Origin of the sequence: Agromyces sp. NPDC058110, from assembly GCF_042884735.1 — a bacterium.
Taxonomy (GTDB): domain Bacteria; phylum Actinomycetota; class Actinomycetes; order Actinomycetales; family Microbacteriaceae; genus Agromyces.
The window spans coordinates 422,391-447,754 of sequence record NZ_JBHVTI010000001.1; the positions used below are offsets into that span (position 1 = coordinate 422,391).

At 71.8% G+C, this 25,364-nt stretch carries 26 protein-coding genes; 10 read left to right on the plus strand and 16 right to left on the minus strand.

Going from position 1 to position 25,364, the window contains the following annotated elements; all coding sequences use genetic code 11:
* Nucleotides 1-7 precede the first annotated feature (7 nt).
* On the plus strand, nucleotides 8-880 hold the full coding sequence (locus ACFVS8_RS02095) for a DUF3097 domain-containing protein (RefSeq protein WP_387057094.1): 873 nt from the start codon (nucleotides 8-10) through the stop codon (nucleotides 878-880).
* Nucleotides 881-1,009: 129 nt separating this feature from the next.
* Here ACFVS8_RS02095 and ACFVS8_RS02100 read toward each other — a convergent pair whose 3' ends face one another.
* From ACFVS8_RS02100 to ACFVS8_RS02130, 7 genes are all read right to left on the minus strand, one after another.
* Nucleotides 1,010-1,774, minus strand: coding sequence for an SDR family oxidoreductase (locus ACFVS8_RS02100; RefSeq protein ID WP_387057096.1), 765 nt, complete (start codon nucleotides 1,772-1,774; stop codon nucleotides 1,010-1,012).
* A gap of 7 nt (nucleotides 1,775-1,781) precedes the next feature.
* Nucleotides 1,782-2,876 carry a VIT1/CCC1 family protein gene (locus tag ACFVS8_RS02105; RefSeq protein WP_387057098.1) on the minus strand — a complete coding sequence of 365 codons (1,095 nt, stop codon included), beginning with the start codon at nucleotides 2,874-2,876 and terminating at the stop codon, nucleotides 1,782-1,784.
* A gap of 242 nt (nucleotides 2,877-3,118) precedes the next feature.
* Entirely contained in the window at nucleotides 3,119-3,595 is a 477-nt protein-coding gene (locus ACFVS8_RS02110) for an Lrp/AsnC family transcriptional regulator (protein WP_055857799.1), read from the minus strand.
* A gap of 130 nt (nucleotides 3,596-3,725) precedes the next feature.
* On the minus strand, nucleotides 3,726-5,105 hold the full coding sequence (locus tag ACFVS8_RS02115) for an MFS transporter (RefSeq protein ID WP_387057100.1): 1,380 nt from the start codon (nucleotides 5,103-5,105) through the stop codon (nucleotides 3,726-3,728).
* 75 nt (nucleotides 5,106-5,180) lie between these two features.
* On the minus strand, nucleotides 5,181-6,980 hold the full coding sequence (locus tag ACFVS8_RS02120; RefSeq protein ID WP_387057102.1) for a DEAD/DEAH box helicase: 1,800 nt from the start codon (nucleotides 6,978-6,980) through the stop codon (nucleotides 5,181-5,183).
* Between the two features lie 44 nt (nucleotides 6,981-7,024).
* On the minus strand, nucleotides 7,025-8,461 hold the full coding sequence (locus ACFVS8_RS02125; RefSeq protein ID WP_387057104.1) for an MFS transporter: 1,437 nt from the start codon (nucleotides 8,459-8,461) through the stop codon (nucleotides 7,025-7,027).
* Entirely contained in the window at nucleotides 8,461-9,174 is a 714-nt protein-coding gene (locus ACFVS8_RS02130) for a winged helix-turn-helix transcriptional regulator (RefSeq protein ID WP_387057106.1), read from the minus strand. Before ACFVS8_RS02130 ends, ACFVS8_RS02125 begins: the two co-directional genes overlap by 1 nt.
* A 112-nt stretch (nucleotides 9,175-9,286) precedes the next feature.
* On the opposite strand from ACFVS8_RS02130, the gene ACFVS8_RS02135 reads away from it, so the two are divergent.
* Nucleotides 9,287-10,072 carry an SGNH/GDSL hydrolase family protein gene (locus ACFVS8_RS02135; RefSeq protein ID WP_387057108.1) on the plus strand — a complete coding sequence of 262 codons (786 nt, stop codon included), beginning with the start codon at nucleotides 9,287-9,289 and terminating at the stop codon, nucleotides 10,070-10,072.
* Here the strand turns inward: ACFVS8_RS02135 and ACFVS8_RS02140 are convergent.
* Both ACFVS8_RS02140 and ACFVS8_RS02145 read right to left on the minus strand, forming a co-directional pair.
* The gene (locus ACFVS8_RS02140) at nucleotides 10,054-11,334 is read right to left on the minus strand and encodes a D-alanyl-D-alanine carboxypeptidase family protein (RefSeq protein ID WP_387057110.1); all 1,281 of its coding nucleotides are present in this window, start codon (nucleotides 11,332-11,334) and stop codon (nucleotides 10,054-10,056) included. The two genes, ACFVS8_RS02135 and ACFVS8_RS02140, sit on opposite strands and share 19 nt — an antisense overlap.
* Entirely contained in the window at nucleotides 11,327-12,148 is an 822-nt protein-coding gene (locus ACFVS8_RS02145) for a TrmH family RNA methyltransferase (protein WP_387057112.1), read from the minus strand. The genes ACFVS8_RS02140 and ACFVS8_RS02145 overlap by 8 nt, the downstream gene beginning before the upstream one ends.
* Nucleotides 12,149-12,227: 79 nt before the next feature.
* On the opposite strand from ACFVS8_RS02145, the gene ACFVS8_RS02150 reads away from it, so the two are divergent.
* Entirely contained in the window at nucleotides 12,228-13,073 is an 846-nt protein-coding gene (locus ACFVS8_RS02150) for a Sir2 family NAD-dependent protein deacetylase (RefSeq protein WP_387057114.1), read from the plus strand.
* Between the two features lie 40 nt (nucleotides 13,074-13,113).
* Nucleotides 13,114-13,722 (plus strand): histidine phosphatase family protein, encoded by a 609-nt coding sequence (locus tag ACFVS8_RS02155; RefSeq protein ID WP_387057116.1) that lies wholly within the window; start codon nucleotides 13,114-13,116, stop codon nucleotides 13,720-13,722.
* Between the two features lie 49 nt (nucleotides 13,723-13,771).
* Here the strand turns inward: ACFVS8_RS02155 and ACFVS8_RS02160 are convergent, their stop codons facing one another.
* Both ACFVS8_RS02160 and ACFVS8_RS02165 read right to left on the minus strand, forming a co-directional pair.
* Nucleotides 13,772-14,872 carry a glycosyltransferase family 4 protein gene (locus tag ACFVS8_RS02160; RefSeq protein WP_387057118.1) on the minus strand — a complete coding sequence of 367 codons (1,101 nt, stop codon included), beginning with the start codon at nucleotides 14,870-14,872 and terminating at the stop codon, nucleotides 13,772-13,774.
* Entirely contained in the window at nucleotides 14,869-15,777 is a 909-nt protein-coding gene (locus ACFVS8_RS02165) for an alpha/beta fold hydrolase (RefSeq protein ID WP_387057120.1), read from the minus strand. Before ACFVS8_RS02165 ends, ACFVS8_RS02160 begins: the two co-directional genes overlap by 4 nt.
* A 162-nt stretch (nucleotides 15,778-15,939) precedes the next feature.
* On the opposite strand from ACFVS8_RS02165, the gene ACFVS8_RS02170 reads away from it, so the two are divergent.
* Nucleotides 15,940-16,641, plus strand: a complete 702-nt coding sequence (locus ACFVS8_RS02170) for an exonuclease domain-containing protein (RefSeq protein WP_387057122.1) — start codon at nucleotides 15,940-15,942, stop codon at nucleotides 16,639-16,641.
* Between the two features lie 112 nt (nucleotides 16,642-16,753).
* On the opposite strand, the gene ACFVS8_RS02175 is transcribed toward ACFVS8_RS02170, so the two are convergent.
* The 3 genes from ACFVS8_RS02175 to glgA all read right to left on the minus strand — a co-directional run bounded on the left by ACFVS8_RS02175 (nucleotide 16,754) and on the right by glgA (nucleotide 19,208).
* On the minus strand, nucleotides 16,754-17,002 hold the full coding sequence (locus ACFVS8_RS02175) for a type B 50S ribosomal protein L31 (RefSeq protein ID WP_387057124.1): 249 nt from the start codon (nucleotides 17,000-17,002) through the stop codon (nucleotides 16,754-16,756).
* A gap of 127 nt (nucleotides 17,003-17,129) precedes the next feature.
* A complete protein-coding gene (locus ACFVS8_RS02180) occupies nucleotides 17,130-17,918 on the minus strand; it encodes an ABC transporter ATP-binding protein (RefSeq protein WP_387057126.1) in 789 nt (262 codons plus the stop codon).
* Between the two features lie 102 nt (nucleotides 17,919-18,020).
* Nucleotides 18,021-19,208, minus strand: coding sequence for a glycogen synthase (gene glgA / locus ACFVS8_RS02185; protein WP_387057128.1), 1,188 nt, complete (start codon nucleotides 19,206-19,208; stop codon nucleotides 18,021-18,023).
* An 82-nt stretch (nucleotides 19,209-19,290) separates the two neighbouring features.
* Here glgA and glgC point away from each other — a divergent pair, with 82 nt between their 5' ends.
* Both glgC and serB read left to right on the plus strand, forming a co-directional pair.
* Nucleotides 19,291-20,541, plus strand: coding sequence for a glucose-1-phosphate adenylyltransferase (gene glgC, locus ACFVS8_RS02190; protein ID WP_387057130.1), 1,251 nt, complete (start codon nucleotides 19,291-19,293; stop codon nucleotides 20,539-20,541).
* Complete coding sequence (gene serB, locus ACFVS8_RS02195; protein WP_387057132.1) at nucleotides 20,538-21,206, plus strand: phosphoserine phosphatase SerB; 669 nt, start codon at nucleotides 20,538-20,540, stop codon at nucleotides 21,204-21,206. The genes glgC and serB overlap by 4 nt, the downstream gene beginning before the upstream one ends.
* 115 nt (nucleotides 21,207-21,321) lie before the next feature.
* Here serB and ACFVS8_RS02200 read toward each other — a convergent pair whose 3' ends face one another.
* Nucleotides 21,322-22,032 carry a beta-ketoacyl-ACP reductase gene (locus ACFVS8_RS02200; protein ID WP_387057134.1) on the minus strand — a complete coding sequence of 237 codons (711 nt, stop codon included), beginning with the start codon at nucleotides 22,030-22,032 and terminating at the stop codon, nucleotides 21,322-21,324.
* Between the two features lie 215 nt (nucleotides 22,033-22,247).
* On the opposite strand from ACFVS8_RS02200, the gene ACFVS8_RS02205 reads away from it, so the two are divergent.
* The 3 genes from ACFVS8_RS02205 to ACFVS8_RS02215 are packed head-to-tail and all read left to right on the plus strand — an operon-like array spanning nucleotide 22,248 to nucleotide 23,751.
* Entirely contained in the window at nucleotides 22,248-22,676 is a 429-nt protein-coding gene (locus ACFVS8_RS02205) for a DUF3099 domain-containing protein (RefSeq protein WP_387057136.1), read from the plus strand.
* Entirely contained in the window at nucleotides 22,673-22,912 is a 240-nt protein-coding gene (locus ACFVS8_RS02210) for a hypothetical protein (RefSeq protein ID WP_387057138.1), read from the plus strand. The genes ACFVS8_RS02205 and ACFVS8_RS02210 overlap by 4 nt, the downstream gene beginning before the upstream one ends.
* Nucleotides 22,909-23,751, plus strand: a complete 843-nt coding sequence (locus tag ACFVS8_RS02215; protein WP_387057140.1) for an SURF1 family protein — start codon at nucleotides 22,909-22,911, stop codon at nucleotides 23,749-23,751. Before ACFVS8_RS02210 ends, ACFVS8_RS02215 begins: the two co-directional genes overlap by 4 nt.
* Here ACFVS8_RS02215 and ACFVS8_RS02220 read toward each other — a convergent pair.
* The gene (locus tag ACFVS8_RS02220; RefSeq protein WP_387057142.1) at nucleotides 23,748-25,346 is read right to left on the minus strand and encodes an ABC-F family ATP-binding cassette domain-containing protein; all 1,599 of its coding nucleotides are present in this window, start codon (nucleotides 25,344-25,346) and stop codon (nucleotides 23,748-23,750) included. The two genes, ACFVS8_RS02215 and ACFVS8_RS02220, sit on opposite strands and share 4 nt — an antisense overlap.
* Nucleotides 25,347-25,364 lie beyond the last annotated feature (18 nt).

The window sequence follows — 25,364 nt, forward strand, 5'->3', positions numbered from 1 at the left end:
TCGTCCGGTGCCGAACCCGACCCACACCTCAGACGGACCCGACCGCTACGGCGCCGACGTGCTGGCGGGTGACTGGCGCGCCCGAGGTCGCAAGGTCATCCCGACGGTCGAGGCCGAGCGCGACCTCGTCGTCGAGCTCGCCTCCGACGGGTTCTGCGGCGCGGTCGTCGCGGTGAACGCGCAGCACGTGACGCTCGAGGACCGCTTCGGCAAGACCCGCATGTTCCCCCTCGGCCACGGCTTCCTCGTCGACGGCGAAGCCGTGCAGCTCGTGCGGCCCAAGCCCAAGGCGCCGGCCGGCCGACTGCGCACCGCCTCCGGGTCGTTCGCCGTCGACCCGTCGCAGGCCAAGGCGAAGGTCGCCCTGCCGAGCCGCATCTTCGTCGAGGGCCAGCACGACGCCGAGCTGGTCGAGAAGGTCTGGGGCGCCGACCTGCGCGTCGAGGGCGTCGTCGTCGAGTACCTCGAGGGCGTCGACGTGCTCGCCGCTCAGCTCGACGAGTTCCGACCGGGTCCGGGGCGTCGTGCGGGCATCCTCGTCGACCACCTCGTGCCCGGCTCGAAGGAGCAGCGCATCGCCGACGCCGTCATGCGCGGACCCCACGGCGCGAACGTGCTCGTCGTCGGCCATCCGTACATCGACGTCTGGCAGGCCGTGAAGCCGGCTCGGGTCGGACGAGAAGCCTGGCCGGTCATCCCGCGCGGAACGGAGTGGAAGCACGGCATCTGCGAGGCGTTCGGCTGGCCCCATGCCGAGCAGGCCGACATCGCCAGGGCCTGGCAGCGCATCCTCGGCCAGGTGCGCGGCTACGGCGACCTCGAGCCCGCGCTGCTCGCCCGGGTCGAGGAGCTCATCGACTTCGTCACCGCGCCGGACTGAGGCATCCGTTCGCGGACCTGTGGCGCCCGTACCCGGACCCGCGGCGCACGCCCGCGGCATCCATTCGCGATCCCGCAGCACCTGCAGCGCCCGCGGGAGGCGTCCGCGCGAGCGAGCTGACGCTCTCCGCTAGACCGAGTACGCGCCGTCGCTGTGCACGAGCTGGCCCGACACCCAGCGTCCGTCGTCGGAGACGAGGAACCGCACGAGCCTCGCCGTGTCGTCGGGCGTGCCGAGCCGGCCGGTCGGCTGCTGGGCGACGATCGCGCTCCGAGTCGCATCGTCCATCCACCCGGTGTCGACCGGACCGGGATTCACGAGGTTCGCCGTGATGCCGAGGTGCGCGAGCTCGCGGGCCGACGCGGTGATGATGCGGTCGAGCGCGCCCTTCGACGCGCCGTACGGCACGTTGCCGACGACGTGGTCGCTCGTGAGGGCGACGATGCGGCCGCCCTCCGCCGGCACCTGTTCGGCGAAGGCCTTCACCAGCAACCACGATCCGCGGGTGTTCACGGCGAAATGGCGATCGAAGCTCTCGAGCGAGGTGTCGAGCACGCCGGAGTCGACGCTCTGCGCGTGCGAGAGCACCAGCGCGCTCACGGGGCCGAGGGCCTCGGATGCCGCGGCGACGAGCCGGGCGGGCACCTCGGGGTCGGCGAGGTCGGCGTCGAGGGCGATGGCGCGGGCGCCGAGCGCGCGGAGCTCCAGTTCGAGGGCGGCCGGGTCGCGGTCGGGGTCGCCGCCGAGCGGCATGCTGCGGTCGTAGTCGCCGAGGTGGCTGAACGCGACGTCCCATCCGTCGGCCGCGAGCGTCGTCGCGATGGCCCAGGCGATCGTGTTGCGGCGGCCGGCTCCGGTGATGAGGGCGACGGGTCGGGTGGATTCGTCTGACATGCGGCTCCTAGGCGATGCTCGTGCCGAACGCGAGGCCCAGCACGTAGGTGACGGCGGCGGCTCCGAGGCCGATCGCGAGCTGGCGCAGCGCGCGCTTGAGCGGAGACGCGCCCGAGAGCAGGCCGACGATCGCGCCCGTCGCGAGCAGCGCGATGCTCACGAGGACGGTCGCCGTGATGATCGCCGCCGCCCCGGTCATGCCGAACAAGTATGGGAGCACCGGGATCAATGCGCCGGAGGCGAAGAAGCAGAAGCTCGAGAGCGCGGCCGCGAGCCCGGTGCCGACCGCTTCGTCATCGTGCTCGACGACCGCGAGCGCGTCGGTCGGCGCATGCGCCTCTTCGGCCGCCTGCACGCGGGCGACGACGAGCGCGGCGTGGTCGACGGCCTCCTGGGGTTCCATGCCGCGGGCCCGGTAGACGAGCGCGAGCTCGTTCGCGTCGACATCGAGGTGCGGCAGCGCCTCGCGGGCGGTGGGATCGGGGGCGGATGCCTCGAGCAGCTCGCGCTGGGAACGCACCGAGACGTACTCGCCCGCGCCCATCGAGAGCGCGCCGGCCAGCAGGCCCGCGATGCCCGTGAAGAGCACCACGCCCGGTGCGACGCCGGTCGCGCCGATGCCGAGCACGAGCGCGAGGTTCGAGACGAGACCGTCGTTGGCTCCGAACACCGCAGCGCGGAACGTGCCGGCGAGGCGGCGTCGACCACGGGCCGCGAGCCCGCGCACGACCTCGCCGTGGATGCGCTCGTCCGCGGCCATCGCCGCGGTCGCATCGGGATCGGTCGCGTAGGGCGAGCGGGCCTCCGCGCGCTGCGCGAGGGCGAGCACGAAGATCGAGCCGAACCGGCGTGCGAGCGAGGCGAGCATGCGGGTGCGCAGGTCGGCGCGGGGCACGCCGGCATCGTCGCCGCCGAGCAGGTCGAGCCAGTGCGCCTCGTGCCGCCCCTCGGCCGCGGCGAGGGCGAGCAGGATCTCGCGCTCCTCACCCTCGCGGCGGGCGGCCAGCTCGCGGTAGACGGCGGCCTCCGCGCGCTCGGCGGCGAGGTAGCGGCGCCACCTCGCGCGATCCGCGGGCGTGCCCTCGATCGGCTGTTCGGTCATGGGCGCTGCTCTCCTCCGTCGTCACGGGCGCGCGCGGGCGGGATGGAGGCCGCCGGGTCCCGCGCCATCGCGCGGCCGCGGTCACGGCCGACGTTCACGCTATCGGTCGGCCGGGCGCGATCGGCGTGATTCCGCGGGATTGACAGGTTTTCGGAGCGCCGAAGGGCGGATGCCCCGAGCATCCGGGCGACCGGTGCGACCCGTGGAGTGCACGGGTTCTCCGACGCCTGCGGAGCGGTCGATCAGCCGACGAGCTTGTTCCATCCGTCGCCGTCGACGTGCTCGAAGATGAGGTTCGTCTCGGTGTGGGCGACCGCGGGGTGTCCGGTCAGGTGCGCGAGCACGAACTCGCGCAGCTCCTCGGCGTCGCGCGCGGCGACATGCAGCAGGTAGTCCTCGGCGCCGGCCATGTGGTACACCGACAGCACGCCGGGCAGGTGAGGCACCTGCTGGCGGAACGCGTCGATCTCGGCACGGTCGTGCTTGACGAGGCGGATGGCGATGAGCGCCTGCAGCGAGACGCCGAGGGAGGCGAGATCCACCTCGACCCGGTACCCGCGCACGGTGCCGAGGCTCTGCAGACGCCGCAGGCGGAGCGAGACCGTCGACTCGGCGACGCCGACCTCGGCCGCGAGCGCGGCGCCCGAGGCGCGGGCGTTCGTCGAGAGCGCCTGCAGCAGGGCGCGGTCGACGCGATCGAGTTCGGGCTTCTCGGCCATGGGCGGTGCCTCCAAGGGTCGGGTTGCCGGGCCCCTCGCGGAGCGGCCCGTCCCCGAATCATACGAGGCCGCACGCGCGCGCCCCGCCAGATGACGCCGCGACACCGGGCCCGCCCCGAGCTCGTGGTGCTTACGCGCGGGTCGGCGGTGCGGCATCCGTCACCGGCTCGGTCCGGGGGTTCCGGATGCCGAACCACGAGACGAGCCCGCCGATGACGAGCATGGCCGCGACGGCGACGGCCGTGCGCCGGTACCCCGCGACGTCGAGTTGCGATCCGGCCACGACGCCGATGCTCGCGATCGCGACGAGCCCGGAGATGCGCGCGACGGCGTTGTTCACGGCCGAGCCGATGCCCGCGTGCACGGGGTCGACCGCGCCGAGGATGGCGGCGGTCAGCGGGGCCACGGTCATGGCCATGCCGAGCCCGATCACGAGGATTCCCGGCAGGAACTGCCACCAGTAGACGAACTCGTCCTGCACCGCGAGGGTCAGCAGGTATCCCCCGCCGACGATGATCGGCCCGGCCGTCATGAACAGGCGCGGACCGAACCGTCCGGCGAGGTCGCCGAACTTCGAACCGAGCAGCACGAGCATGATCGTCGGCGGGAGGGTCGCGAGGCCGGCCGCGGTCGCGCTGAAGTCGCCGGATTCCTGCAGGAAGATCGTCATCGCGAACGGGCCGAGCGTGAACGACGCGTAGATGAACACGGTGGCGAGGTTGCCGGCGGCGAAGTTGCGCCGGGCGAACAACCCAAGCGGGAGCATCGGATGCCGCGAACGGCGTTCCTGCAGCACGAACAGCACGAGCGACACCAGCCCGACGACCAGCGGCACGGACACCACTGGCGATGCCCATCCGTAGCGCGACTGCTCGATGAGCGCGAACACCGTGCCGGCGAGCCCGATCACGCCGAGCGCCGCGCCCAGCCAGTCGATGCGCACCCGCTCGGTGCGCGGCTCGTCGCGGCCGAGCGGGCGCACGAGCACGAGCGCGGCCGCGATCGGCAGCACGTTGATCCAGAACACCAGGCGCCACGACGCGAGGTCGACCAGGACCCCGCCCAGCAGCGGCCCGACGAGGAACGCGGCGGTCGTCCACGCCGTCCACCGCCCGATCGCGCGGCCCTGCTCGGAGGGCGCGAACGTCGCGATGATGAGCGCGAGCGAACTCGGCACGAGCAGCGCGCCCGCCGCGCCTTGGAGCGCGCGCGAGACGATGAGGAACAGGCCCGTCGGCGCGATCGCGCAGAGCACCGACGTCGCGGCGAAGCCCCACAGTCCGACGCGGATGATGCGCAGGCGTCCGAACGAGTCCGAGAGCGAGCCCGCGAGCAGGATAAGCGAGCCGAGCGTCAGGAGGTACGCGTCGACGGCCCACTGCTGCAGGGCCAGCCCGCCGTCGAGGTCTTCGGCGATCGAGGGCAGCGCGACGTTGATGACGGCGCCGTCGAGGAACGCGATGAACGAGACGATGATCGCGACGGTGAGCACGCGTGCGGTGCGGTCCATGTCGTCATCGTCGCAGACTCGGCGCGTCGATGCCGGTTGCGGATCGCCGCGGCGCCGGATGCGGGCTTCGGCCGCTCAGTTGCGGCCGAGGCGCCGGCGCAGCAGTTCGATGCGCGACTGCAGCTGCGTGACCGTGGCCTGCGCGACGGCCGGGCCGCCGCACACGCGCCGGAGCTCGGCGTGCACGAGCGAGTGCGCCTCGCCGGTGTGCCTCGCCCAGAGCCCGACGAGGCTGTTCAGCAGGGCCCGCTGCTCCTTCAACGTGCGGTACAGCGCGACCGGCTCGGGGTTCGTCTCTTCGGCCACGTGCTTGCGCCGCTCGCCCGCGCGCCGCGACTGCCGCGCCTGGCGATGCCGCAGCAGCTCCGACACCTGCTCGGGCTCGAGCAGGCCGGGGATGCCGATGAAGTCGTACTCCTCGTCGCTGCCGGGCTCGGCGAGCGTGCCGAACTCGGTGCCGTCGTAGAGCACGCGGTCGAACGAGGCATCCGACCCGATGGCCTGCCAGGTGCCCGACTCGAGCTCTTCGGATGCGCGTTCCTCGCGGTTCGCCGACTCGAGCAGGCTGTCGTCGAGCCCGTCGTCGTCGGCGTCGTCGCCGCCGCGCCGATCGAGGGCGTGATCGCGCTCGAGCTCCATCTGCGAGGCGAGCGCCATGAGGATCGGCACGTTCGGCAGGAAGACGGATGCGGTCTCGCCACGCCTGCGGGCACGCACGAACCGCCCGATCGCCTGCGCGAAGAAGAGGGGCGTGGAGCTGCTCGTGGCGTACACGCCCACCGCGAGCCTCGGAACGTCGACTCCCTCCGACACCATGCGCACGGCGACCATCCACCTGCGCGTGTTGCCGGAGAACTCCTCGATTCGCGCGCTCGCCTCCTTCTCGTCGGAGAGCACGACCGTGACGGGCTCGCCGCAGATCTCCTCGAGGGTCTTCGCATACGTGCGCGCGACGGTCTGGTCGGTGGCGATGACGAGACCGCCCGCATCGGGGATGCCGTGCCGCACCTCGGTCAGTCGTCGGTCGGCCGCGGCGAGCACGGCCGGGATCCACTCGCCCGTGGGCTCGAGCGCCGTGCGCCAGGCCGAGGAGGTGATGTCCTTGGTGTTGTCCTCGCCGAGCCGGGCCTCCATCTCGTCGCCGGCCTTCGTGCGCCAGCGCATGTGGCCCGCGTAGACCATGAAGAGCACCGGCCGCACGACGCCGTCGGCGAGGGCCCGTCCGTAGCCGTAGGCGTAGTCGGTCTGCGACAGCCGAACCCCGTGGGCGTCCTGCTCGTAGTTCACGAACGGGATCGGCGCGGTGTCGGACCTGAACGGGGTTCCGGTGAGCGAGAGCCGCTTCGTGGCCGGCTCGAAGGCCTCCCGGATCGCGTCGCCCCACGACAGCGTGTCGCCGCCGTGGTGCACCTCGTCGAGGATCACGAGGGTGCGCCCCGAGAGCGTGAGTTCGCGGTGCAGTGCGGGTCGCATCGCGACCTGCGCGTAGGTCACGGCGACGCCGTGGAAGTGACGCGCGATGCTGCCGTGCGCGTTGCGGAACCCGGGGTCGAGCCGGATGCCGGCGCGGGCCGCGGCATCCGCCCACTGGCGCTTGAGGTGGTCGGTCGGGGCGACGACGGTGATGCGGTCGATGATGCGGCGCGCACGCAGCTCTGCGGCGAGGCGGAGCGCGAACGTCGTCTTGCCTGCGCCGGGCGTCGCGGCCGCGAGGAAGTCGCGGGGCAGGTCGGCCAGGTACTGCTCGAGGGCCTCGGCCTGCCAGGCCCGGAGCTTGCTCGCCGTGCCCCACGCCGCGCGTTCGGGGAAGGACGGGGAGAGATGCTCGGCGGCCGAGGTACCCGGCTGGGCACCGGAAGGGGTCGCTGTGCTCACTGGATTCGAGGGTAGCCGAGTCCTCCGACATCCTCGAACCGGGGTCAGTCCGCGGTGCCCGCGTGCTGCTCGCGGATGCGCCCGCGCGGGCCGGTCCGGCCGGGATACGCCAAGGCTGAGCCGGCGCCGACGAAGGTGATGACCGCGAGCACGGCGAACGCCGCATGCAGGCCTTGGAGCCCGCCGTCGCCTCCGGCGGTACCGGCACCGACCGGGAAGCCGACCGCGACCGAGGTGGCGATCGCGACTCCGAGCGTGCCGCCGATCGTGAACGCCGTCTCCTCGAGCCCCGAGGCGGCGCCCGCGTCATCGGCGTGGACGCCCGTGACGGCTGCGATCTGGCCGGCCACGAACGCCGCTCCCATGCCCGCTCCGAACACGAGCAGGCCGACGAGCAGCATGGAAAGGGCGGATGCATCGGCCGGAAGCAGCGTGAACGACGCGCACGAGGCGGCCAGCAGGCCGAGGCCGACGGCCGCGACCGGCCGCGGGCCCACCCGGGACACCATCGACTGACCGACCGCGACCGCCACGATCGAGCTCACCGTCATCGCCGCGAGGGCGAGGCCGAAGACCATCGCGGAGAGGCCGAGGGTGCGTTGCAGGTACACGGTCGTGAGCGCGAGCAGTCCGTCGACGGCGATGCCGCCCGTCAGCACGACGACGTTGCCGATCACCACCCTGCGCGATCGCAGCAGCCGCCCGGGCAGGATCGGGTCGGCGCTCCGCCGCTCGACGACGCCCAACGCGACGGCGATGGCGGACGCCCCGACGAGCAGCGCCCAGGTCTGCGCCGCCCAGCCCGCGCGCGAGAGTTCGAGCAGTCCGGCCGTGAGGAGCACGAGGGCCGCCGACACGAGAAGCCCGCCCGGGAGGTCGAACGGGCGGCGCCCGCCGCGGCGCGACTCGGCCAGCAGGCGGGGCGCCAGCACGACGACCGCGACGCAGACGGGCACGTTCACGAGGAAGACCCACGGCCAGCCCGCGGTGGCCGTGACGAGTCCCCCGAGCAGCAGTCCGACGGTCGCGCCGAGTCCCCCGAGACCGCCCCAGATGCCCAGCGCACGGTTGCGCTCCGGACCCTCCGAATACATCACCAGCAGCAGGGCGAGGGCGGCCGGGGTCAGGGCGGCGGCTCCGAGTCCCATGACCGCCCGGGCGGCGATGAGGACTCCCCCGGATGTCGCGAGTCCGCATACGAGCGAGGCGAGCCCGAAGACGGCGACGGCGGCGATGAACATCCGTCGTCGACCGAACATGTCGGCCATGCGGCCGAACGGGAGCATGAACCCGGCGACGACGACGCCGGACACCGTCACGACCCATGCGAGCGCGGCCGGATCGAGGCCGAGGTCGTCGCCGATACGCGGAAGCGCGGCGAACAGGCTCGTCGAGTCGAGCACCCCGAGGAAGAACGCGGCGCACAGGAGGGCGAGCGCGATCGGGCGCCGCACCCCGATGGCATCTCGGGGCCCGGACATCAGCCCGCCTCCGTCGCGAGTGACGTCGGGGCGAGGCGGCGATCGTCGTCGGGGCGGGCGGGCTCGGGCAGCGGGAAGCACCCGATGATCCCCGGCAGCAGGTCGCGGCGTCCGCGCACGACCAGCAGGCCCTGCCGTTCGGCCTCTTCGACGGCGCGGCCCAGGTAGAACACGGGTGCGACCGCGGTGCCGGCGCCCACGCCGGTGCCGACGTCGAGCTCGAGGTCGACGCCGGAGTCGTCGTCGCGCTCGACGCTCAGCCCACGGTCCGCGAGGACGCCGACGAATCGCTCGCCGCCGATGGTCACTGCGAATCGAGCCTCGACGCCCTCCGCCGCGGCCGGATCGAAGTTCGTCAGGAGCGAGAGCGCGAACGAAGACGGACTGAGCGACCGTGACGGATCGAGCGGCGTGCGGGCCCCCCACCTGCCCAGTGCGAGCACGACCTCCCGGAGGTCGGCGCCCCACGGCGTCAGCTCGTACACGTCGACCGGTGTCGGAGGCGCCAGGCGCCGCTTGCGGAGCACCCCGCTCTCGGCGAGCTCGGTCAGTCGGGCTCCCAGGACGTTGGTGCTGATGCCGGGCAGCGCGCTCGCCAGATCGGCGTACCGCTTCGGGCCGAGGAGCAGTTCGCGCACGACGAGCAGGGCCCAACGCTCGCCGACCAGGTCCATCGCCCGGGCGACGCCGCACGCGTCGGAATAGGTTCGCATGCCGGGAGTCTTGAACAACAAGCGTTCACTTGCACAGAAAGAGTGCCATTCGTCCGCGTCGACCCGCGAACGTGCCGCACGCCCTGCGCGACGGAGTTGGCACAATGGAGGCATGGTCACGCAGCAGCACCCCTGGTCCAGGTACGTCGCGATCGGCGACTCGTTCACCGAAGGCATCGGCGACCCCGAGCCCGGCGTTCCCGGCGGCAACCGCGGGTGGGCCGACCGCGTGGCCGAGGTGTTGAGCCAGGGAACCGAGGACTTCGCCTATGCGAACCTCGCCGTGCGCGGCAAGCTCATCCGCCAGATCATCGACGAGCAGCTCGAGCCGGGGCTCGCCCTCCGACCCGACCTCATCACGATCTCGGCCGGCGGCAACGACGTCATCCGCCCCGGCACCGACCCCGACGAGATCGCCGCGAGGTTCGAGTACGCGATCGACCGACTGTCTCGCGATCACGCGACGATCGTGATCTTCACGGGCGTGGATGTCGGCTTCTCCCCCGTGTTCCGGGGCCTCCGCGGCAAGGTCGCGATCTACAACGAGAACCTGCGCATCGTCGCCAAGAAGTACGACTGCATCGTCGCCGACCAGTGGGCCCTCACCGAGATCCAGGACCAGCGCATGTGGGCGCCCGACCGGTTGCACCTCAACTCGCTCGGCCACCACACGGTCGCGCGCATGGTGCTCCAGGCGCTCAACGTCGAGAACTCGCTCGAACCGTCGAGCCCCGAACCCGTTCCCGAGTCGACCTGGCGCCAGGCGCGGGTCGAAGACCTGTCCTGGGCGCGCGAGTACCTCGTGCCGTGGGTGCTCCGCCGAGTGCGGCACCAGTCGTCGGGTGATTTCATCACGGCCAAGCGACCGGATGCGGGCCCCTACTCGGTGTCGGACTGAGCCGACCGCTCGTCGAGCGCGCCGGGGTTCGTGAGCCGCCACCACGTTCCGGGGTCCGCGAGCGTCGCGTCGAGCACGAGCGGCACCGTGATCTCCTGGGATCCGGCGCGCACGATCGCCGTGCCCACCTCGTCGCCGCGGTCGGCGAGGGTGACGGCGTCGGCCTGCACCTCGACGTCGACGGGCGTGTCGTTCCAGACGACGAGCGTGGCGCCGTTCGAGGTGCGCGCCCTGGCGGTCTCGCCCCATGGCGTGTCGTACTCGGCGAGCACCTGGTTCGCCTCGAGCGGCGAGACCTCGTGGAATCCCGGCGCGACCGAGTCGAGCATGGCCGCGATCGCCTCGTCGATGACGGCGTGGCTCTCACCGCCGAGCAGCACGCCGACCACCGTCACGTTCGACGCGCCGACGGCGTAGTCCGCGGTGAAGAGCAGGTTGGCCGCGTCATCCGTCGTGCCGGTCTTCATGCCGTCGACGCCGTGGGTGCCGAGCAGCTTGTTCGAGTTCGTCAGCGTGCCGAGCTCGGGGATGTCGACGCTCTTCGAGGCCACGATCGCGGCGATGGTGGGGTCTTCGAGCGCGATCTCGCCGAGGCGCACCATGTCGGCGGCGGTGCCGACGTTGTCGTCGGAGATGCCGCTCGAGTCGACGACGTGCGTGTTCGCCAGGCCGTGCTCGGCGAGCCAGGCGTTCGCCCGCTCGGCCAGCGCGGCCTCCGAGCCGAACGCCCAGTTCGACAGCGAGATGCCGTAGTTGTTGCCCGACGGGATGAGCAGCGCCTCGAGGCTCTCCTTGAGCGTCAGCGTCGCACCCGCCTCGACGGGGGCGACCGAGCCGTTCTGGGCGATCATGTCCCAGTAGATGTCGACGTCGGCGTCGGTGTACTCGATGTCGGGCCCGTTCTCGCCGGCCGGGATCGGGTGCTCGGCGAGGATCGTGAGCGCCGTGATCACCTTGGTGATGCTCGCGAGCGCCATGGGCGTCTGGTCGTTGCCGGCGGCGAGCAGGCCGTCGAAGCCGACGGCGCCGACCGCGTACGCCCCGAAGCCGGGCAGCACGAGCTGCTGCGCGGCCGCGGCGACCGGCTCGGGGTCCTCGACCTGCGGCGAGGCCGCCGGGATCGGTGCTCCGAGGGCGTTCGAGGTGTAGACGCCGGCCGTGGTGAGCAGCCCGAGCAGCACGGCGAGGGTCGTGAAGACCACGATCCGTCGCCGGCGGTAGACCTTCGCGCTCGGCCGCGGCTTCGTCGCGGGCTCAGTCATGATGGGCGCCCGGTTCCGCGGGCAGCGCGTAGAGCACCACCGCGGCGGCGGCGGCGACGTTCAGCGAGTCGACCCCGTGCGCCATGGGGATGCGCACGACCTCGTCGGCGGCCTCGAGCGCGGTGCGGCTGAGCCCGTCGCCCTCGGCGCCGAACACGAGCGCGAGCCGCTCGGGTGGTGCGGCCGCGAGCCGCCGCAGCGTGATCGACCGGTCGGCGAGGGCCAGCGCCGCGATGGTGAACCCGGCGCCGTGCAGCAGGTCGACCGCCTCGCCCCATTCGGGAAGGCGCGTCCACGGCACCTGGAAGACCGTGCCCATGCTCACGCGCACGCTCCGGCGGTAGAGGGGGTCGGCGCAGCGCGGGCTCACGAGCACGGCGTCGGCGCCGAGCGCCGCGACCGAACGGAAGATCGCGCCGACGTTCGTGTGGTCGACGATGTCCTCGAGCACGACCACCCGGCGGGCGCCGGAGAGCAGGTCGGCCGGGTCGGGCAGCGCGGGCCGCTCGAAGGCGGCGAGTGCGCCCCGGTGCACGCGGTAGCCCGTGATCGCCTCGAGCTGGTCGGCATCGGCGAGATGCACGGGCACATCGAAGGGCTCGAGTTCGGCCCGGAGGCCGGCGAGCCACTTCTCCTCCATGAGCACCGACCGCGGGCGGTGGCCAGCGCGGATCGCTCGCGTGATGACCTTCGCGGACTCGGCGATGTAGAGGCCGTTGGCCGGCTCGTGGGCGCTGCGCAGCGCGACATCCGTCAGGCTCGCGTAATCGGCGACGGCGTCGGATGCCGCGTCGCGGACTCGTTCGATTTGCATGGTCCTCCCAGACTGCCAGTCGCCGAAACAAACCCGAAAACCGACGCGAATAGAATCAGACGATTCGAAGGGAGAACCGGTGACATCCGACCTCGAGATTCCCGTTCGCGGCGACGCGACCATCGATCGAGCCGTCGACGTGCTCCGTGGGGCGCGCGTGGCGGTGCTCACAGGAGCAGGGCTCAGCACCGACTCGGGCATTCCCGACTATCGCGGCGAGGGTGCTCCGGTGCGCACCCCGATGACCTTCCAGGCGTTCCTCGCCTCCGAGGGCGCCCGCAAGCGCTATTGGGCCGGCAGCCACCTCGGGTGGCGGGCATTCGGGGCGGCGCGTCCCAACGACGGGCACCGGGCGCTCGCCGAACTCGAAGCCGCCGGCATCGTGAACGGCCTCGTCACCCAGAACGTCGACGGCCTGCACCGCAAGGCCGGCAGCCGACGCGTCGTCGAGCTCCACGGCGGCATGGACCGGGTGCTCTGCCTGACCTGCGGGCAGCAGTTCGCCCGCGAGGCGATCGCCGACCGGCTCGCGGCGCTGAACCCGGGCATCGACCTCGAGGGCGCGATCCGCGCGAACCCCGACGGCGACGTCGAGGTCGAAGACGCCGCGTCGCTCGTGATCCCCGAGTGCACGGTGTGCGGCGGCATCCTGAAGCCAGACGTGGTCTTCTTCGGGGAGTTCGTGCCCGTCGAGGTGTTCGACGCCGCCGCCTCGATCGTGCGCGGCTCCGACGTGCTGCTCGTGGCCGGTTCGTCGCTCGTGGTGAACTCGGGCATGCGGCTCATCGAGCTCGCGCGGCGTCGACGCATGCCGATCGTCGTCGTCAACCGGGGCATCACGAAGGGCGACAGCCGGGCCGCGGTCAAGGTCGATGCCGGCACGAGCGAGACGCTGACCGCGTTCGCCTCCGCCCTCATCGGCTGAGCCGTCGTCGGTGCTGCCCGGCATCTGCCAGAGTGTGGGGATGACCGATGCCGTACCGCTCACCGCCGCGACGACCCGTCTCGCGCTCGTGCGCCACGGCGAGACCGACTGGAACGTGCAGCGCCGCATCCAGGGGGCGACCGACATCCCCCTGAACGACGCCGGCCGGGAACAGGCGGTCGCCGTCGCATCCCGACTCGACGGCGTCTCGTGGACCGCGGTCTACGCGAGCACGCTCTCACGCGCCGCCGAGACCGCCGAGATCATCTCGGCCGAACGGGGCCTGCCGGACCCGGTGCAGGTCGCGGCGCTGGCGGAGCGCAGCTACGGCGTGCTCGAGGGACTCGATCACGGCGGTCGTGCGGCGGTCGAGGCGCGGGCCGAGACCGTCGACGGACTCGAGCCGAGGTCGGCGGTGATCGCCAGGGCGCGCGCCGCGCTGCTCGAGATCGCCGACGCGCACCCCGGCGGCGATGTCGTGGTCGTGACGCACGGCGGCGTGATCCACGCGCTCATGCTCGACCTCAGCGGGCGGACCTTCCCGACGCCCGAGTACGTGATCGGCAACGGCTCGGTGCACGACGTGATCGCGGCAGACGGTCGGCTGTCGCTCGTCATGCCCGAAGCCGCGGTCGGCACGCACGGCTGACACCCACGGCTGACACCGGGCTCCGAAGCCCTGGCAGCCGGATCGACCGTCAGCGACGACGACGCGACCGGCGACGACGTGAGCCGGGTGCCGCGGCACGGCGCATGAGTTCGAGCAGTCGATCGGCCGACGCCGCCCAGGTGTACTTCGCCGCCACCTCGACGGATGCCGCAGACCGCCGCTCCCATTCGTCGCCGCGTTCGAGCGCCCAGAGCGCCGCGACGAGCGACTGCGGGGAGTCGGCGTCGAAGTACAGGGCCGCGTCGCCGCCGATCTCGCGGAAGATCGGGATGTCGCTCACGACCACCGGGGTGCCGAGGCGCATCGCCTCGACGAGCGGGATGCCGAACCCCTCGGCGCGCGACGCGTGCACGAGGGCGGTCGCACCGCCCAGCAGTTCGGCGTACTCGGCATCCGTCACGCCGTCGTGGAAGACGAGCCGGGCCTGAGGCGCGAGCCTCGTGAGCCGGGTGCGCTCGTCGCGGCCGATCTTGCTGAGCAGGTGCAGTTCGTGCTCGGGCAACGCACCGACCGCGCGCACGAGGGTGTCGACGTTCTTGTAGGGCATGTACGAGCCCATGTACACGAGTCGATGGCCCGTGGGCCGGGTGCGAGGCAGCTCGGGAACGGCCAGGTCGTCGGCGGCGTTCGGCACGACGGTCACGGGGCGATCGGTGAGCGAGTGCTCCTGGATGAGCGCCGCGGTCGTCTCGGAGACGGTGACGACGGCGTCTGCCCGGTTCAGCAGCATGCGCTGCGGCCACCACGCGAGGTGGTAGAGCCGCCACAGCACGCGGACCGCCCACGGCAGGTCGCGAGGTGGCGTCGGGTTCTCGTAGTAGATGAGATCGTGCAGGGTGAGCAGCAGCTTGTAGTCGCGACCCCACGAGCCCATGGTCTGCATGGGCGAGAACACGATGTCGGGGCGCAGGCGACGCACTTGCAGCGCCACGAGCGGCTCGCGCACGCTCGTGGGCGAGCTCACGAGCTGCCACGGCAGGTCGGGCAGCATCTCGAGCTGCCGGTGGTCGTTCACGAGCATGGTGAGCGGATGCAGCTTGGCGAGCTCGGTGACGATGCCCGCGGTGAAGCGGCTGATGCCGTCGTGACGCCCGATGCGGGTGTAGCGGCAGTCGACGACGATCTTCACGCGCGAGCCTCGGAATCGAGGTGGTCGGAGCCGAGGAAGTCGAGGATCATCGCCGCGGCCGCCTGCGGGGTCTCGTAGTGGATGAGATGGCCGACGTCGGGGATCACCTCGAGCCGGGCATCGGGGAAGAGCGTGACGAGGCGCCGCTGTGCGGCGAGCGGGGTGACGTCGTCGCGCTCGGCCGCGACGAGCAGGGTCGGCACGCGGATGTCGCGGGCGACCTCGCTGACGTCGTGGCTCACGGAGGTCGTGAACCCCTCGAGCACCGAGTCGCGCGTGCCGAACGCCGAGAAGTAGGTGTCGTGCTGGTCGTGGATCCACCGGCGGAGGGGCTTCGACTTCGTCTTCGCCATGGTGATGCTCATGACCCGCACGATCGCGCCGTTGCGGAGCAGTGCGAAGCCGGGGCGCTCGGGCAGTGCTGCGGCCGCGCGGTAGTAGAGCACCGCGAGCTTGGTCATGATGCCGCGGGGTCCTTCGAGCGCCGGCGCGCCGATGGGGTTGACGAGGATCAGCCGTTCGGGGGCGAGACCGCGGGCGACCGCGGCCGAGGTCACGATCGAGCCGAACGAGTGGCCGAGCAGCGTGTAGGGCCCGTCGATGCCGACCGCGCGGATGAACGCGCCGAGCCACGCGGTGTAGGCGTCGAGGTCGTGCGGGCCGGCGGCGAACGTGTCGGACGCGCCGAATCCGGGCAGGTCGGGCGAGATGATGCGGAACCCCGGCAGTTGCGCGACGACGGGCTCGAGGCCGTGGTGGTCGCCCCGGAACCCGTGCACGAGCACGAGCACGGGAGCGTCGGCGGGGCCGTACTCCCACCATGAGGTTGCGGTGCCATCGACGTCGAGCCGGTGCTCGCGGACTGGGATGCGCGCGAGTTGTTCGGCGTACGGGGAGGGGATCATGACCTCGACAGTCTACGGCGCCGCGGCCGGGCGTCCGTCGGTCTCCACAGGGGCGGCCCGGCCCGCGGGGCTCGGCGATCGGCGCTCGTGATCGTCGTGTCGATCGGCGGACACGCGCCGCGCTCCCCCGTCGATGTCGGTGCGCGACCGTAGCCTTCGAGCATGGAATCCGCGAACGCCGCCAGCTGGGCCGACACCCTCGCCGTCTTCGACCTCGAGACGACGGGCATCGACGTCGATACGTGCCGCATCGTGACCGCCCACGTCGGCGTCATCGGCTCAGACGGCCGGGAGCTCGAGCGCAGCCAGTGGATCGTCGATCCCGGCGTCGAGATCCCGACCGCGGCGTCGCTCATCCACGGGGTGACGACCGAGCGCGCGCGGCTCGAAGGCGCGGCGGCGCCGACGGCGGTCGCCGAGATCATCTCCGCACTGGCGGATGCCGCGACCCGCGGACTGCCGATCGTCGCGTACAACGCGGCGTACGACCTCACGGTGCTCGCGCGCGAGGCCGAGCGCTACGGCCTCGACGGGCTGCCAGGGCCCGATGCCGTGATCGACCCCCTCGTCATCGACAAGGCCGTCGACCGGTACCGCCGCGGCAAGCGCACGCTGACGGCGACCTGCGAGCACTACGGAGTCCGTCTCGACGACGCGCACGACGCCGGCGCCGACGCCGTCGCGGCGGGCCGGGTCGCGCAGGCGATCGCCCGGGCCTTCCCCGAGCTCGCGGCCACGGCGGTCGGCGAGCTCCACGCGCAGCAGATCGGGTGGAGCGCCGAGCAGGCCGAGAGCTACCAGGCCTGGCGCCGTCAGAACGGCGAGCCCGAGTTCACGACGTCGGGCGTCTGGCCCGTCCGCTGATCCGCGACGGTCGGTCGGCCCGACGCCCCACCGGAGTGCTGCGGATGGGAGACGACGAAAGGGCGGTCGACCGGAGTCGACCGCCCTTCGTTCGGCGGGTTCCTGACGGAACTTACTTGCCGAAGTTCTTGAAGCGCTGGTTGAACTTCTCGACGCGGCCGGCCGAGTCCATGATGCGCTGCTTGCCCGTGTAGAACGGGTGCGACTCCGACGAGATCTCGACGTCGATAACCGGGTAGGTCTCGCCGTCGAGCTCGATGGTCTTGTCGCTCGTGACCGTCGAACGGGTGAGGAACGTGGCGCCCGAGGCGAGGTCGCGGAAGACGACGGCGGCGTACTCGGGGTGGATGTCGGTCTTCATGGAGACTTCCTTGCTGATCGGATGGATTTCTACAGAATCCCGCCGGCGACGTGTGCAGCACGGCGGGAAAGCATGAATGGCCCGGGGGCCAGCTATCGATTCTAGCAGAAACGAGAGCGGATGCCGGTCAGGCGGTCGCGCGCGCGGCGTAGCGCCCGCCGGACTCGCTGAGCTCGATCGGGATGCCGAACGCCTCGGAGAGCGTCTCACCCGTCAGCGCCTCGGCGAGCGGACCCGCCGCGACGACCTTGCCCTTGGCGAGCAGGAGTGCGTGCGTGAAGCCGTTCGGGATCTCCTCGACGTGGTGGGTGACCATCACGATCGCGGGAGAGGCCGACGACGACGCGTAGCCGCCGAGCAGGCCCACGAGCTCTTCGCGCGCACCGAGGTCGAGGCTCGCGGCGGGCTCGTCGAGCAGCAGCAGTTCGGGGTCGGTCATCACGGAGCGCGCGATCTGCACGCGCTTCTGCTCGCCGTCGGAGAGGCTGCCGAACCGACGGTCGGCGAAGCCCTCGAGGCCCCACTCCGAGAGCACGCGCTGCGCGCGTCGGATGTCGATCTCCTCGTACTCCTCGTTCCAGCGCCCCGTGACCGAGTACGCCGCCGTGAGCACCGAGTCGATGACGGTCTCGTTGCGCGGGATCTTGCGGGCCATCGCGGTCGACGCGAAGCCGATCATCGGGCGCAGTTCGAAGACGTCGGCCTTGCCGAGCTGCTCCTCGAGCACGGCGGCCTCGCCGCTCGTGGGGTGCATCGCCGCGGCCGCGATCTGCAGCAGCGTGGTCTTGCCGGCGCCGTTCGGTCCGAGCACGACCCAGCGCTCGTCGGATCCGACGCTCCAGTCCACCGAATCGAGGATCGGATTCCCGTCGCGAACCACCGAAACATCCCGGAACTGCAGCACCGTACTCGCCATGTCGACCATGCTATCGGGCGCTCGGACCCTCGAAGCGCACCCGCCGTTCGCGGAGGCCCCGCGGGCGGCGTCGTGGCGCGTCGACGGCGCGATCCTCCGCGATCACCTCGCGAGCACGCGGTGGTAGACCTCGCGCGTGCGCGCGGCGATCGCGTCCCACGCGAAGTGCTCCTGTGCACGGAGCCGGCCGGCCGCCCCCATCTCGGCGGCGCGCGTCGGATCGGACACGACGCCGATGAGTGCCGCGGCGAGGTCGGCGACGTACCGCTCGGGGTCCGTCGGGGTGCCGGTGCCGTCGTCGGCCTGGTCGATGGGCACGAGCACGCCCGTGACGCCGTCGTCGACCACCTCGGGGATGCCGCCGGTCGCCGTGCCGACCACGGGCGCCCCGCAGGCCATGGCCTCGAGGTTCACGATGCCGAGCGGCTCGTAGATCGACGGGCAGACGAACGCGGTCGCGGCCGTCAGCAGGGCGGTGAGCTCGGGCCGGGGCAGGTGGCGGTCGATCCAGACCACGCCGTCGCGCTCCGCCCGCAGTTCGTCGACGAGGCCGGTGACCTCGGCCATGATCTCCTCGGTGTCGGGTGCGCCGGCGCAGAGCACGAGCTGCACCTCGGGCGGCAGGAGCCGCGCGGCCCGCAGCAGGTAGGGCAGGCCCTTCTGCCTGGTGATGCGCCCCACGAAGATGATCGAGGGGCGGTCGGGGTCGACGCCGAGGCTCCGCGCCAGGCCGGCGTCGGGGTTCGGCTTCCAGTCGTCGAGGTCGATGCCGTTGTACACGACCTCGACCTTCGCCGGGTCGATCGCCGGGTAGGCGCGCAGGATGTCGCGGCGCATGCCCTCGCTCACGGCGATCACCGCGTCGGCGTCCTCGAAGGCCGTGCGCTCGACCCACGACGACAGCCGGTAGCCGCCGCCCAGCTGCTCGGCCTTCCACGGACGGAGCGGCTCGAGGCTGTGGGCCGTGACGACGTGGGGGATGCCGTGCAGGCGCTTGGCCGTGAAGCCGGCGAAGTTCGCGTACCAGGTGTGCGAGTGCACGAGGTCGGCGCCCTCGGCATCCGCCGCCATGAGCAGGTCGACGCCCATCGTGCCGACGGCCGCATTGCGTCCGTCGAACGCCTCGGGCGTGGCGTAGCCGTGCGTTCCGGTCTCGTCTCGGGGCGCCCCGAACGCGCGCACGACGACCTCGATGTCGTGCCGCAGCGCGCGCACCAGCTCGGCGACGTGCACGCCCGCTCCTCCGTAGATCTCGGGCGGGTATTCACGGGTGAGCAGGTCGACGCGCATGCAGCACACGCTAGCGCAGCGGCCTCCGACATGCGTCGACTTCCGCGCCCGCGAGACCCCCGCGGCTGACTACGCTTGGGGCATGGTCACGCGCAAGGTTTTCGGCATCGTTCTCGCTGGCGGCGAGGGCAAGCGGCTCATGCCCCTCACTGAGGACCGGGCCAAGCCCGCCGTGCCGTTCGGCGGCCAGTACCGCCTCATCGACTTCGCGCTGTCCAACCTGCTCAACTCGGGCCTTCGCCAGATCGTGGTGCTGACGCAGTACAAGTCGCACAGCCTCGACCGGCACGTCTCGCAGACGTGGCGCATGAGCGGGCTCCTGAACTCGTACGTGGCCTCGGTGCCCGCCCAGCAGCGGCTCGGCAAGCGGTGGTTCTCGGGCTCGGCCGACGCGATCCTGCAGAGCCTCAACCTGATCTACGACGAGCAGCCCGACATCATCGTCGTGGTCGGTGCCGACCACGTCTACCGCATGGACTTCAGCCAGATGATCGACGCGCACATCGCGTCGGGCGCGGCCGCGACGGTCGCGGCCATCCGCCAGCCCATCTCGCTCGCCGACCAGTTCGGCGTCATCGAGGTCGACCAGAAGAACCCCGAGCGCATCCACCGCTTCCTCGAGAAGCCGTCCGACCCGGTCGGCCTGCCCGACTCCCCCGGCGAGGTGCTCGCCTCGATGGGCAACTACGTGTTCGACGCCGACGCGCTCATCGACGCCGTGCTCCGCGACGGCGAGCTCACCGATTCCAGCCACGACATGGGCGGCGACATCATCCCCGCCTTCGTGGCGCAGGGCGCGGCCGGGGTGTACGACCTCAATCGCAACGACGTGCCGGGCTCCACCGACCGCGACCGGTACTACTGGCGCGACGTGGGAACCATCGACTCGTTCTTCGAGGCCCACCAGGACCTCATCTCGGTGATGCCGGTCTTCAACCTGTACAACCGCGAGTGGCCGATCTTCAGCCAGCAGCTGAACTCCCCGCCCGCCAAGTTCACGCGCGACGCGCGGGGCACGCTCGGTACCGTCATCGACTCGATCGTGTCGCTCGGCTCGGTGATCTCGGGTGCGCACGTGGAGCGCAGCGTGCTCGGTCCGTGGGCGATGGTGGGGTCGGGGGCGCACGTGTCCGATTCGATCCTCTTCGACCGCGCCCGCATCGACGCCGGCGCCACGGTGCAGCGCGCGATCCTCGACAAGGAGGTCGTGGTCGAGGCGGGCGCCCGCATCGGCGTCGACCGCGCCGAAGACCTCGCCCGCGGATTCATCGTGACCGACAGCGGCATCACGGTCGTCGGCAAGGGCTCCAGGGTCCGGGCGGCCGGCGCGTGAGCGCCGCTGCCCCCGGCCGCCGATCCGGCGGCCCGCTCGTCGTGCTCGACGCCGACTCCACGCTCATCCGCGAGGAGGCCATCGAACTCCTCGCCGAGGCCGCCGGCAGCCTGCCGCTCGTGGCCGCGGTGACCGAGCGCGCCATGCGCGGCGAACTCGACTTCGCGGCGAGCCTTCGCGAGCGGGTCGCGACCCTCGCGGGGCTCGGCGAGGACGACCTCGCACTCGCACGCACGCGCATGACGCCGACGCCCGGCGTGCAGGAGCTCATCGACGGCGTGCACGCTGCGGGCGGCGTCGTCGGCGTCGTCTCGGGGGGCTTCCACGAGCTGCTCGACCCGCTCGCGGAACGTCTCGGGCTCGACTTCTGCCGGGCCAACCGGCTCGAGCGCGACGAGGCGGGCCGCCTCACGGGCGCGGTCGACGGGCCGATCGTCGACGCCGAGGCCAAGGCCGTCGCACTCGAGGAGTGGGCGGCCGAGGCATCCGTTCCCCTGCGGTTCACGGTCGCGGTCGGCGACGGCGCGAACGACCTGCGCATGCTCGCGTCGGCCGGACTCGGCGTCGCGTTCTGCGCGAAGCCCGTGGTGCGCGCCCAGGCCGACGTCGCGATCACGACGCCCGACCTGTCGCAGGTGCTGCCGCTGCTCGGCCTGCGCGGCTGACAGGTCTGCACGCACCGACGACCGGCGCATCGACGACCGACGACGACCGCTGACGACGAAGGCCGCGCCCCGTGCGGGAGCGCGGCCTTCGTCGTTCAGCAGCGATGCGCCGGGATCAGTGCCCCATGCCGAGACCGCCGTCGACCGGGATCACGGCGCCCGAGATGTAGCCGGCGTCGTCTCCGGCGAGCCAGGCGACGACGCGTGCGACCTCGTCGGGCGAGGCGAACCGACCGAGCGGGATGTTCTTCTTGTACTCGGCCTGCTGGGCCTCGGGCAGCTCGTCGGTCATGTCGGTCTCGATGAAGCCCGGCGCCACCACGTTCGCGGTGATGTTGCGGGCGCCGAGCTCGCGCGTGAGCGACCGAGCCATGCCGACGAGCGCGGCCTTGGAGGCCGAGTAGTTGACCTGCCCGGGCGAACCGTAGAGGCCGACGACGCTCGAGATGAACACGACCCGGCCGAACCGTGCCTTCAGCATGCCCTTCGACGCGCGCTTGACCACCCGGAACGAACCCGTCAGGTTGGTGTCGACGACGCTCGTGAAGTCCTCCTCGGTCATGCGGAGCAGCAGCGTGTCGCGCGTGATGCCCGCGTTCGCGACGACGACCTCGACCGGGCCGAGCGCGGCCTCGATCTCGTCGAACGCGCGGTCGACGGATGCGGCGTCGGTGACGTCGGCGCGGACGGTGAGGGTGCCCTCGGGGCCCTCGCCCGACCGTGCGGTCACGGCGACGCGGTGCCCCTGTGCGACGAACTCGCGGGCGATGGCGTAGCCGATGCCGCGGTTTCCGCCGGTGACGAGGACGGTGCGGGGCGTGGTCATGCGGGGACTCCATTCACGTGGGATTGCGGTCTCGAGACGAGCCTGTCTCAGCATAGTGAGGCGCGCATGCCCCAGCCGGTCCGCGATCACGCCCGCCGTGCCGCATCCGATGGCCGAACGGGCCGTGTGCCGTGCGTCTTCGCCGTGCAGTCGCACGGCGCCCGGCGACGTAGGCTTGAGGCGGAGGAGCGCCGCACCGACCTGCGACGACGTTCATGAAGCAGCAATCGATCACGAGTCTGCCGCCCTCGCCCGAGGCGGAGCGGCGTTCGCGCATGATCAAGTACTCGATCGCCATGTCGGTGCGCCTGCTGTGCATCTTCGCCATGCTGTTCGTGCAGGGTTGGTGGCTCGCGGTGTGCGCGGTGGGGGCGATCGTGCTGCCGTACATCGCGGTCGTGATCGCCAACGTCGGCGGGTCGGGCCTCGGCGGCGCGGTCGAACGCCCCGGCGGCATCGTGCCGGTGTCAGGCCCGGGTTCGGCCTCGGCCGGGTCCGCCCAGCAGCCGAGCGATCCCGACGGCGGCTCCTCAGGCCCCGACCGCGGCTCCCCCGAACCCGATGGCGGCTCCCCCGACCCCGGCCCCGGCTCGGGCGGCTCCGAGCGGATGCCGCGGGGCGACGACGATCGGCACGCGGCGTGATCGGCGGCATGCAGCCCGACGGCGCGGTCTGCTCGCGCGCGGCGTGCCACGAGGCCGCCGCCTGGCGCATCGACTGGCAGAACCCGCGCATCCACACGGGTGAGCGGTGGAAAACCTGGCTCGCGTGCGACGAGCACGTCGACTACCTGCGCGGGTTCCTCGAGGCGCGCTCGTTCCCCGTTCGCGTGGTGGAGTTCACCGGCGCGCTCGACGAGGCCGCCGAGGTCGACTCGTGACCGACTGGTCGTTCCTGCGTTCACGACGGTGGGCCGGCTACCTCGCCCTCGTCGTGGTGTTCGCGATCGTCTGCTGCGCGCTCGGCATGTGGCAGTTCGCGCGCCGCGCCGAGGCGCGCGCCGAGATCGCCCGCATCGACGCGAACTACGACGCGCAGGCCGTCCCCGTCTCGGATGCGCTGCCCGACCTCGACGGGTTCGAGGTCGACCAGCGCTGGCAGGTCGTGGCCCTGTCGGGCGAGTACCTCGCCGACGAAGAGGTCGTCGTGCGCAACCGACCCGGTCAGGGCGGCAGCGGCTACGAGGTGCTCACGCCCATGCTGCTCGACGACGGCGACGTGTTCGTCATCGATCGCGGATGGGTCGCGCAGGGCTCCGACGGACGCCCGAGCGAGTACGCCGCTCCCCCGGCGGGCCAGGTCGAGGTCGAGGCGCGCCTGAAGGCGGGCGAGGGGCAGATCAACGGGCGCACCTCTGCGGGCGACGAGTTCGCGACCATCGACCTCGACGAGCTCGCGGGTCGCCTCGACGCGCCCACCTACACGGGGGCGTACGGCCTGCTCGTGCAGTCCGGGGCGGAGGTCGCAGAACCGCCGATCGCCGCCTCCAGGCCCCTGCGCGACGAGGGCCCGCACCTGTCGTACGCCCTGCAGTGGTTCGTCTTCGCCGTCATGGGGTTCGTCGGCCTGGCCTGGGCGGCGAACCGGGAGCGCAAGTCGATCGCCGAGGCATCCGGCATCCGCCCCGAACGCAGCCGTCCGGTGCAGCGCCAGGTGAACCGCACGCAGCGCCGGGACTCCGACGCCGACCTCGAGGACGGCCTGCTCGATCGCCGCTAGGCCAGCTCGATGAGCTCCTGGTACTCGGCGCTCCAGTGGTCTTCGGTGCCGTCGGGCATGATGAGCACGCGCTCGGGGTTCAGCGCCTCGACGGCGCCCGGGTCGTGCGAGACGAGCACGACCGAGCCCTCGTAGTGCGCGAGCGCGTCGAGGATCTCGGCGCGGCTCGCGGGGTCGAGGTTGTTGGTCGGCTCGTCGAGCAGGAGCACGTTCGCACCAGACACGACGATCATCGCGAGGGCGAGACGCGTCTTCTCGCCGCCCGAGAGCACGCCCGCGGGCTTGTGCACGTCGTCGCCGGTGAACAGGAACGACCCGAGCACCTTGCGCGCCTCGGTCTCGGTGAGGTTCGGCGACGAGCTCACCATGTTCTCGAGCACGCTGCGCTTGACGTCGATGGTCTCGTGCTCCTGCGCGTAGTAGCCGACGCGCAGGCCGTGCCCGGCCTCGACCGTGCCCGTGTCGGGCTGGTCGACGCCCGCGAGGATGCGGAGCAGGGTGGTCTTGCCCGCACCGTTGAACCCGATGATGACGACCTTCGAGCCGCGGTCGATCGCGAGGTCGACGGCCGTGAAGATCTCGAGCGAGCCGTAGCTCTTCGACAGGTCGCTCGCCGTGATGGGCGTGCGGCCGCACGGCGCGGGCGTCGGGAACCGGAGCTTCGCCACCCGGTCGACGGCGCGCACCTCGTCGAGGCCGGCGAGCAGCTTCTCGGCGCGCGCGACCATCTGATGGGCTGCCGCGGCCTTCGACGCCTTCGCGCCGAACTTCGCGGCCTGGAGCTTCAGCACGTCGGCCTTCTTCTCGGCGTTCGCGCGCTCCTTCTTGCGGCGCTCCTCGTCGGCTGCGCGCTGTCGCTGGTAGTGCTTCCAGCCCATGTTGTAGATGTCGATGACCGAGCGGTTGGCATCGAGGTAGAAGACGCGGTTCACGACCTCGTCGACGAGCACGACGTCGTGCGAGATCACGATGACGCCGCCCTTGTAGTTCTTCAGGAACTCGCGGAGCCAGACGACCGAGTCGGCGTCGAGGTGGTTGGTCGGCTCGTCGAGGATCATCGTGCCGGCGTCGGAGAAGAGGATGCGCGCGAGCTCGATGCGGCGGCGCTGACCGCCCGAGAGCGTCTTCAGCGGCTGGTCGAGGATCCGGTCGGGGAGGTTCAGGTTCGACGCGATCGACGCGGCCTCGGCCTCGGCGGCGTATCCGCCGAGCGCGTTGAACCGGTCGGTGAGGTTGCCGTACTTCTTCATGGCCTTCTCGGCGACCACGGGGTCGTCGCTGCCCATGTTCATCGACGCCTCGTGCATGCCGAGCGCGAGCGTGCCGAGGCCGCGCGCGTCGAGGATGCGGGTGCGCGCGAGCATCTCGGGGTCGCCCGAGCGGGGGTCCTGCGGGAGGTACCCGATCTCGCCGGAACGGTCGATCCTGCCGTCGGTGGGCAGCGTCTCGCCCGCGAGGGTCTTGGTGAGCGTCGTCTTGCCGGCGCCGTTGCGGCCGACGAGGCCGATCTTGTCGCCGTCGGAGACGCGGAAGTTCACGTGCTCCATCAGGACGCGTGCGCCGACGCGGATCTCGAGATCGTGAACGGCGAGCACAGGGAGCCTCCGGCGGAA

What these genes read in the sequence shown, in the direction of transcription:
- ACFVS8_RS02100 (WP_387057096.1), bottom strand. Translation starts at nt 1,774, where the DNA reads ATGTCAGACGAATCCACCCGACCCGTCGCCCTCATCACCGGAGCCGGC.
- ACFVS8_RS02105 (WP_387057098.1), bottom strand. Translation starts at nt 2,876, where the DNA reads ATGACCGAACAGCCGATCGAGGGCACGCCCGCGGATCGCGCGAGGTGG.
- ACFVS8_RS02110 (WP_055857799.1), bottom strand. Translation starts at nt 3,595, where the DNA reads ATGGCCGAGAAGCCCGAACTCGATCGCGTCGACCGCGCCCTGCTGCAG.
- ACFVS8_RS02115 (WP_387057100.1), bottom strand. Translation starts at nt 5,105, where the DNA reads ATGGACCGCACCGCACGCGTGCTCACCGTCGCGATCATCGTCTCGTTC.
- ACFVS8_RS02125 (WP_387057104.1), bottom strand. Translation starts at nt 8,461, where the DNA reads ATGTCCGGGCCCCGAGATGCCATCGGGGTGCGGCGCCCGATCGCGCTC.
- ACFVS8_RS02130 (WP_387057106.1), bottom strand. Translation starts at nt 9,174, where the DNA reads ATGCGAACCTATTCCGACGCGTGCGGCGTCGCCCGGGCGATGGACCTG.
- ACFVS8_RS02135 (WP_387057108.1), top strand. Translation starts at nt 9,287, where the DNA reads ATGGTCACGCAGCAGCACCCCTGGTCCAGGTACGTCGCGATCGGCGAC.
- ACFVS8_RS02140 (WP_387057110.1), bottom strand. Translation starts at nt 11,334, where the DNA reads ATGACTGAGCCCGCGACGAAGCCGCGGCCGAGCGCGAAGGTCTACCGC.
- ACFVS8_RS02145 (WP_387057112.1), bottom strand. Translation starts at nt 12,148, where the DNA reads ATGCAAATCGAACGAGTCCGCGACGCGGCATCCGACGCCGTCGCCGAT.
- ACFVS8_RS02155 (WP_387057116.1), top strand. Translation starts at nt 13,114, where the DNA reads ATGACCGATGCCGTACCGCTCACCGCCGCGACGACCCGTCTCGCGCTC.
- ACFVS8_RS02165 (WP_387057120.1), bottom strand. Translation starts at nt 15,777, where the DNA reads ATGATCCCCTCCCCGTACGCCGAACAACTCGCGCGCATCCCAGTCCGC.
- ACFVS8_RS02170 (WP_387057122.1), top strand. Translation starts at nt 15,940, where the DNA reads ATGGAATCCGCGAACGCCGCCAGCTGGGCCGACACCCTCGCCGTCTTC.
- ACFVS8_RS02175 (WP_387057124.1), bottom strand. Translation starts at nt 17,002, where the DNA reads ATGAAGACCGACATCCACCCCGAGTACGCCGCCGTCGTCTTCCGCGAC.
- ACFVS8_RS02180 (WP_387057126.1), bottom strand. Translation starts at nt 17,918, where the DNA reads ATGGCGAGTACGGTGCTGCAGTTCCGGGATGTTTCGGTGGTTCGCGAC.
- glgA (WP_387057128.1), bottom strand. Translation starts at nt 19,208, where the DNA reads ATGCGCGTCGACCTGCTCACCCGTGAATACCCGCCCGAGATCTACGGA.
- glgC (WP_387057130.1), top strand. Translation starts at nt 19,291, where the DNA reads ATGGTCACGCGCAAGGTTTTCGGCATCGTTCTCGCTGGCGGCGAGGGC.
- ACFVS8_RS02200 (WP_387057134.1), bottom strand. Translation starts at nt 22,032, where the DNA reads ATGACCACGCCCCGCACCGTCCTCGTCACCGGCGGAAACCGCGGCATC.
- ACFVS8_RS02205 (WP_387057136.1), top strand. Translation starts at nt 22,248, where the DNA reads ATGAAGCAGCAATCGATCACGAGTCTGCCGCCCTCGCCCGAGGCGGAG.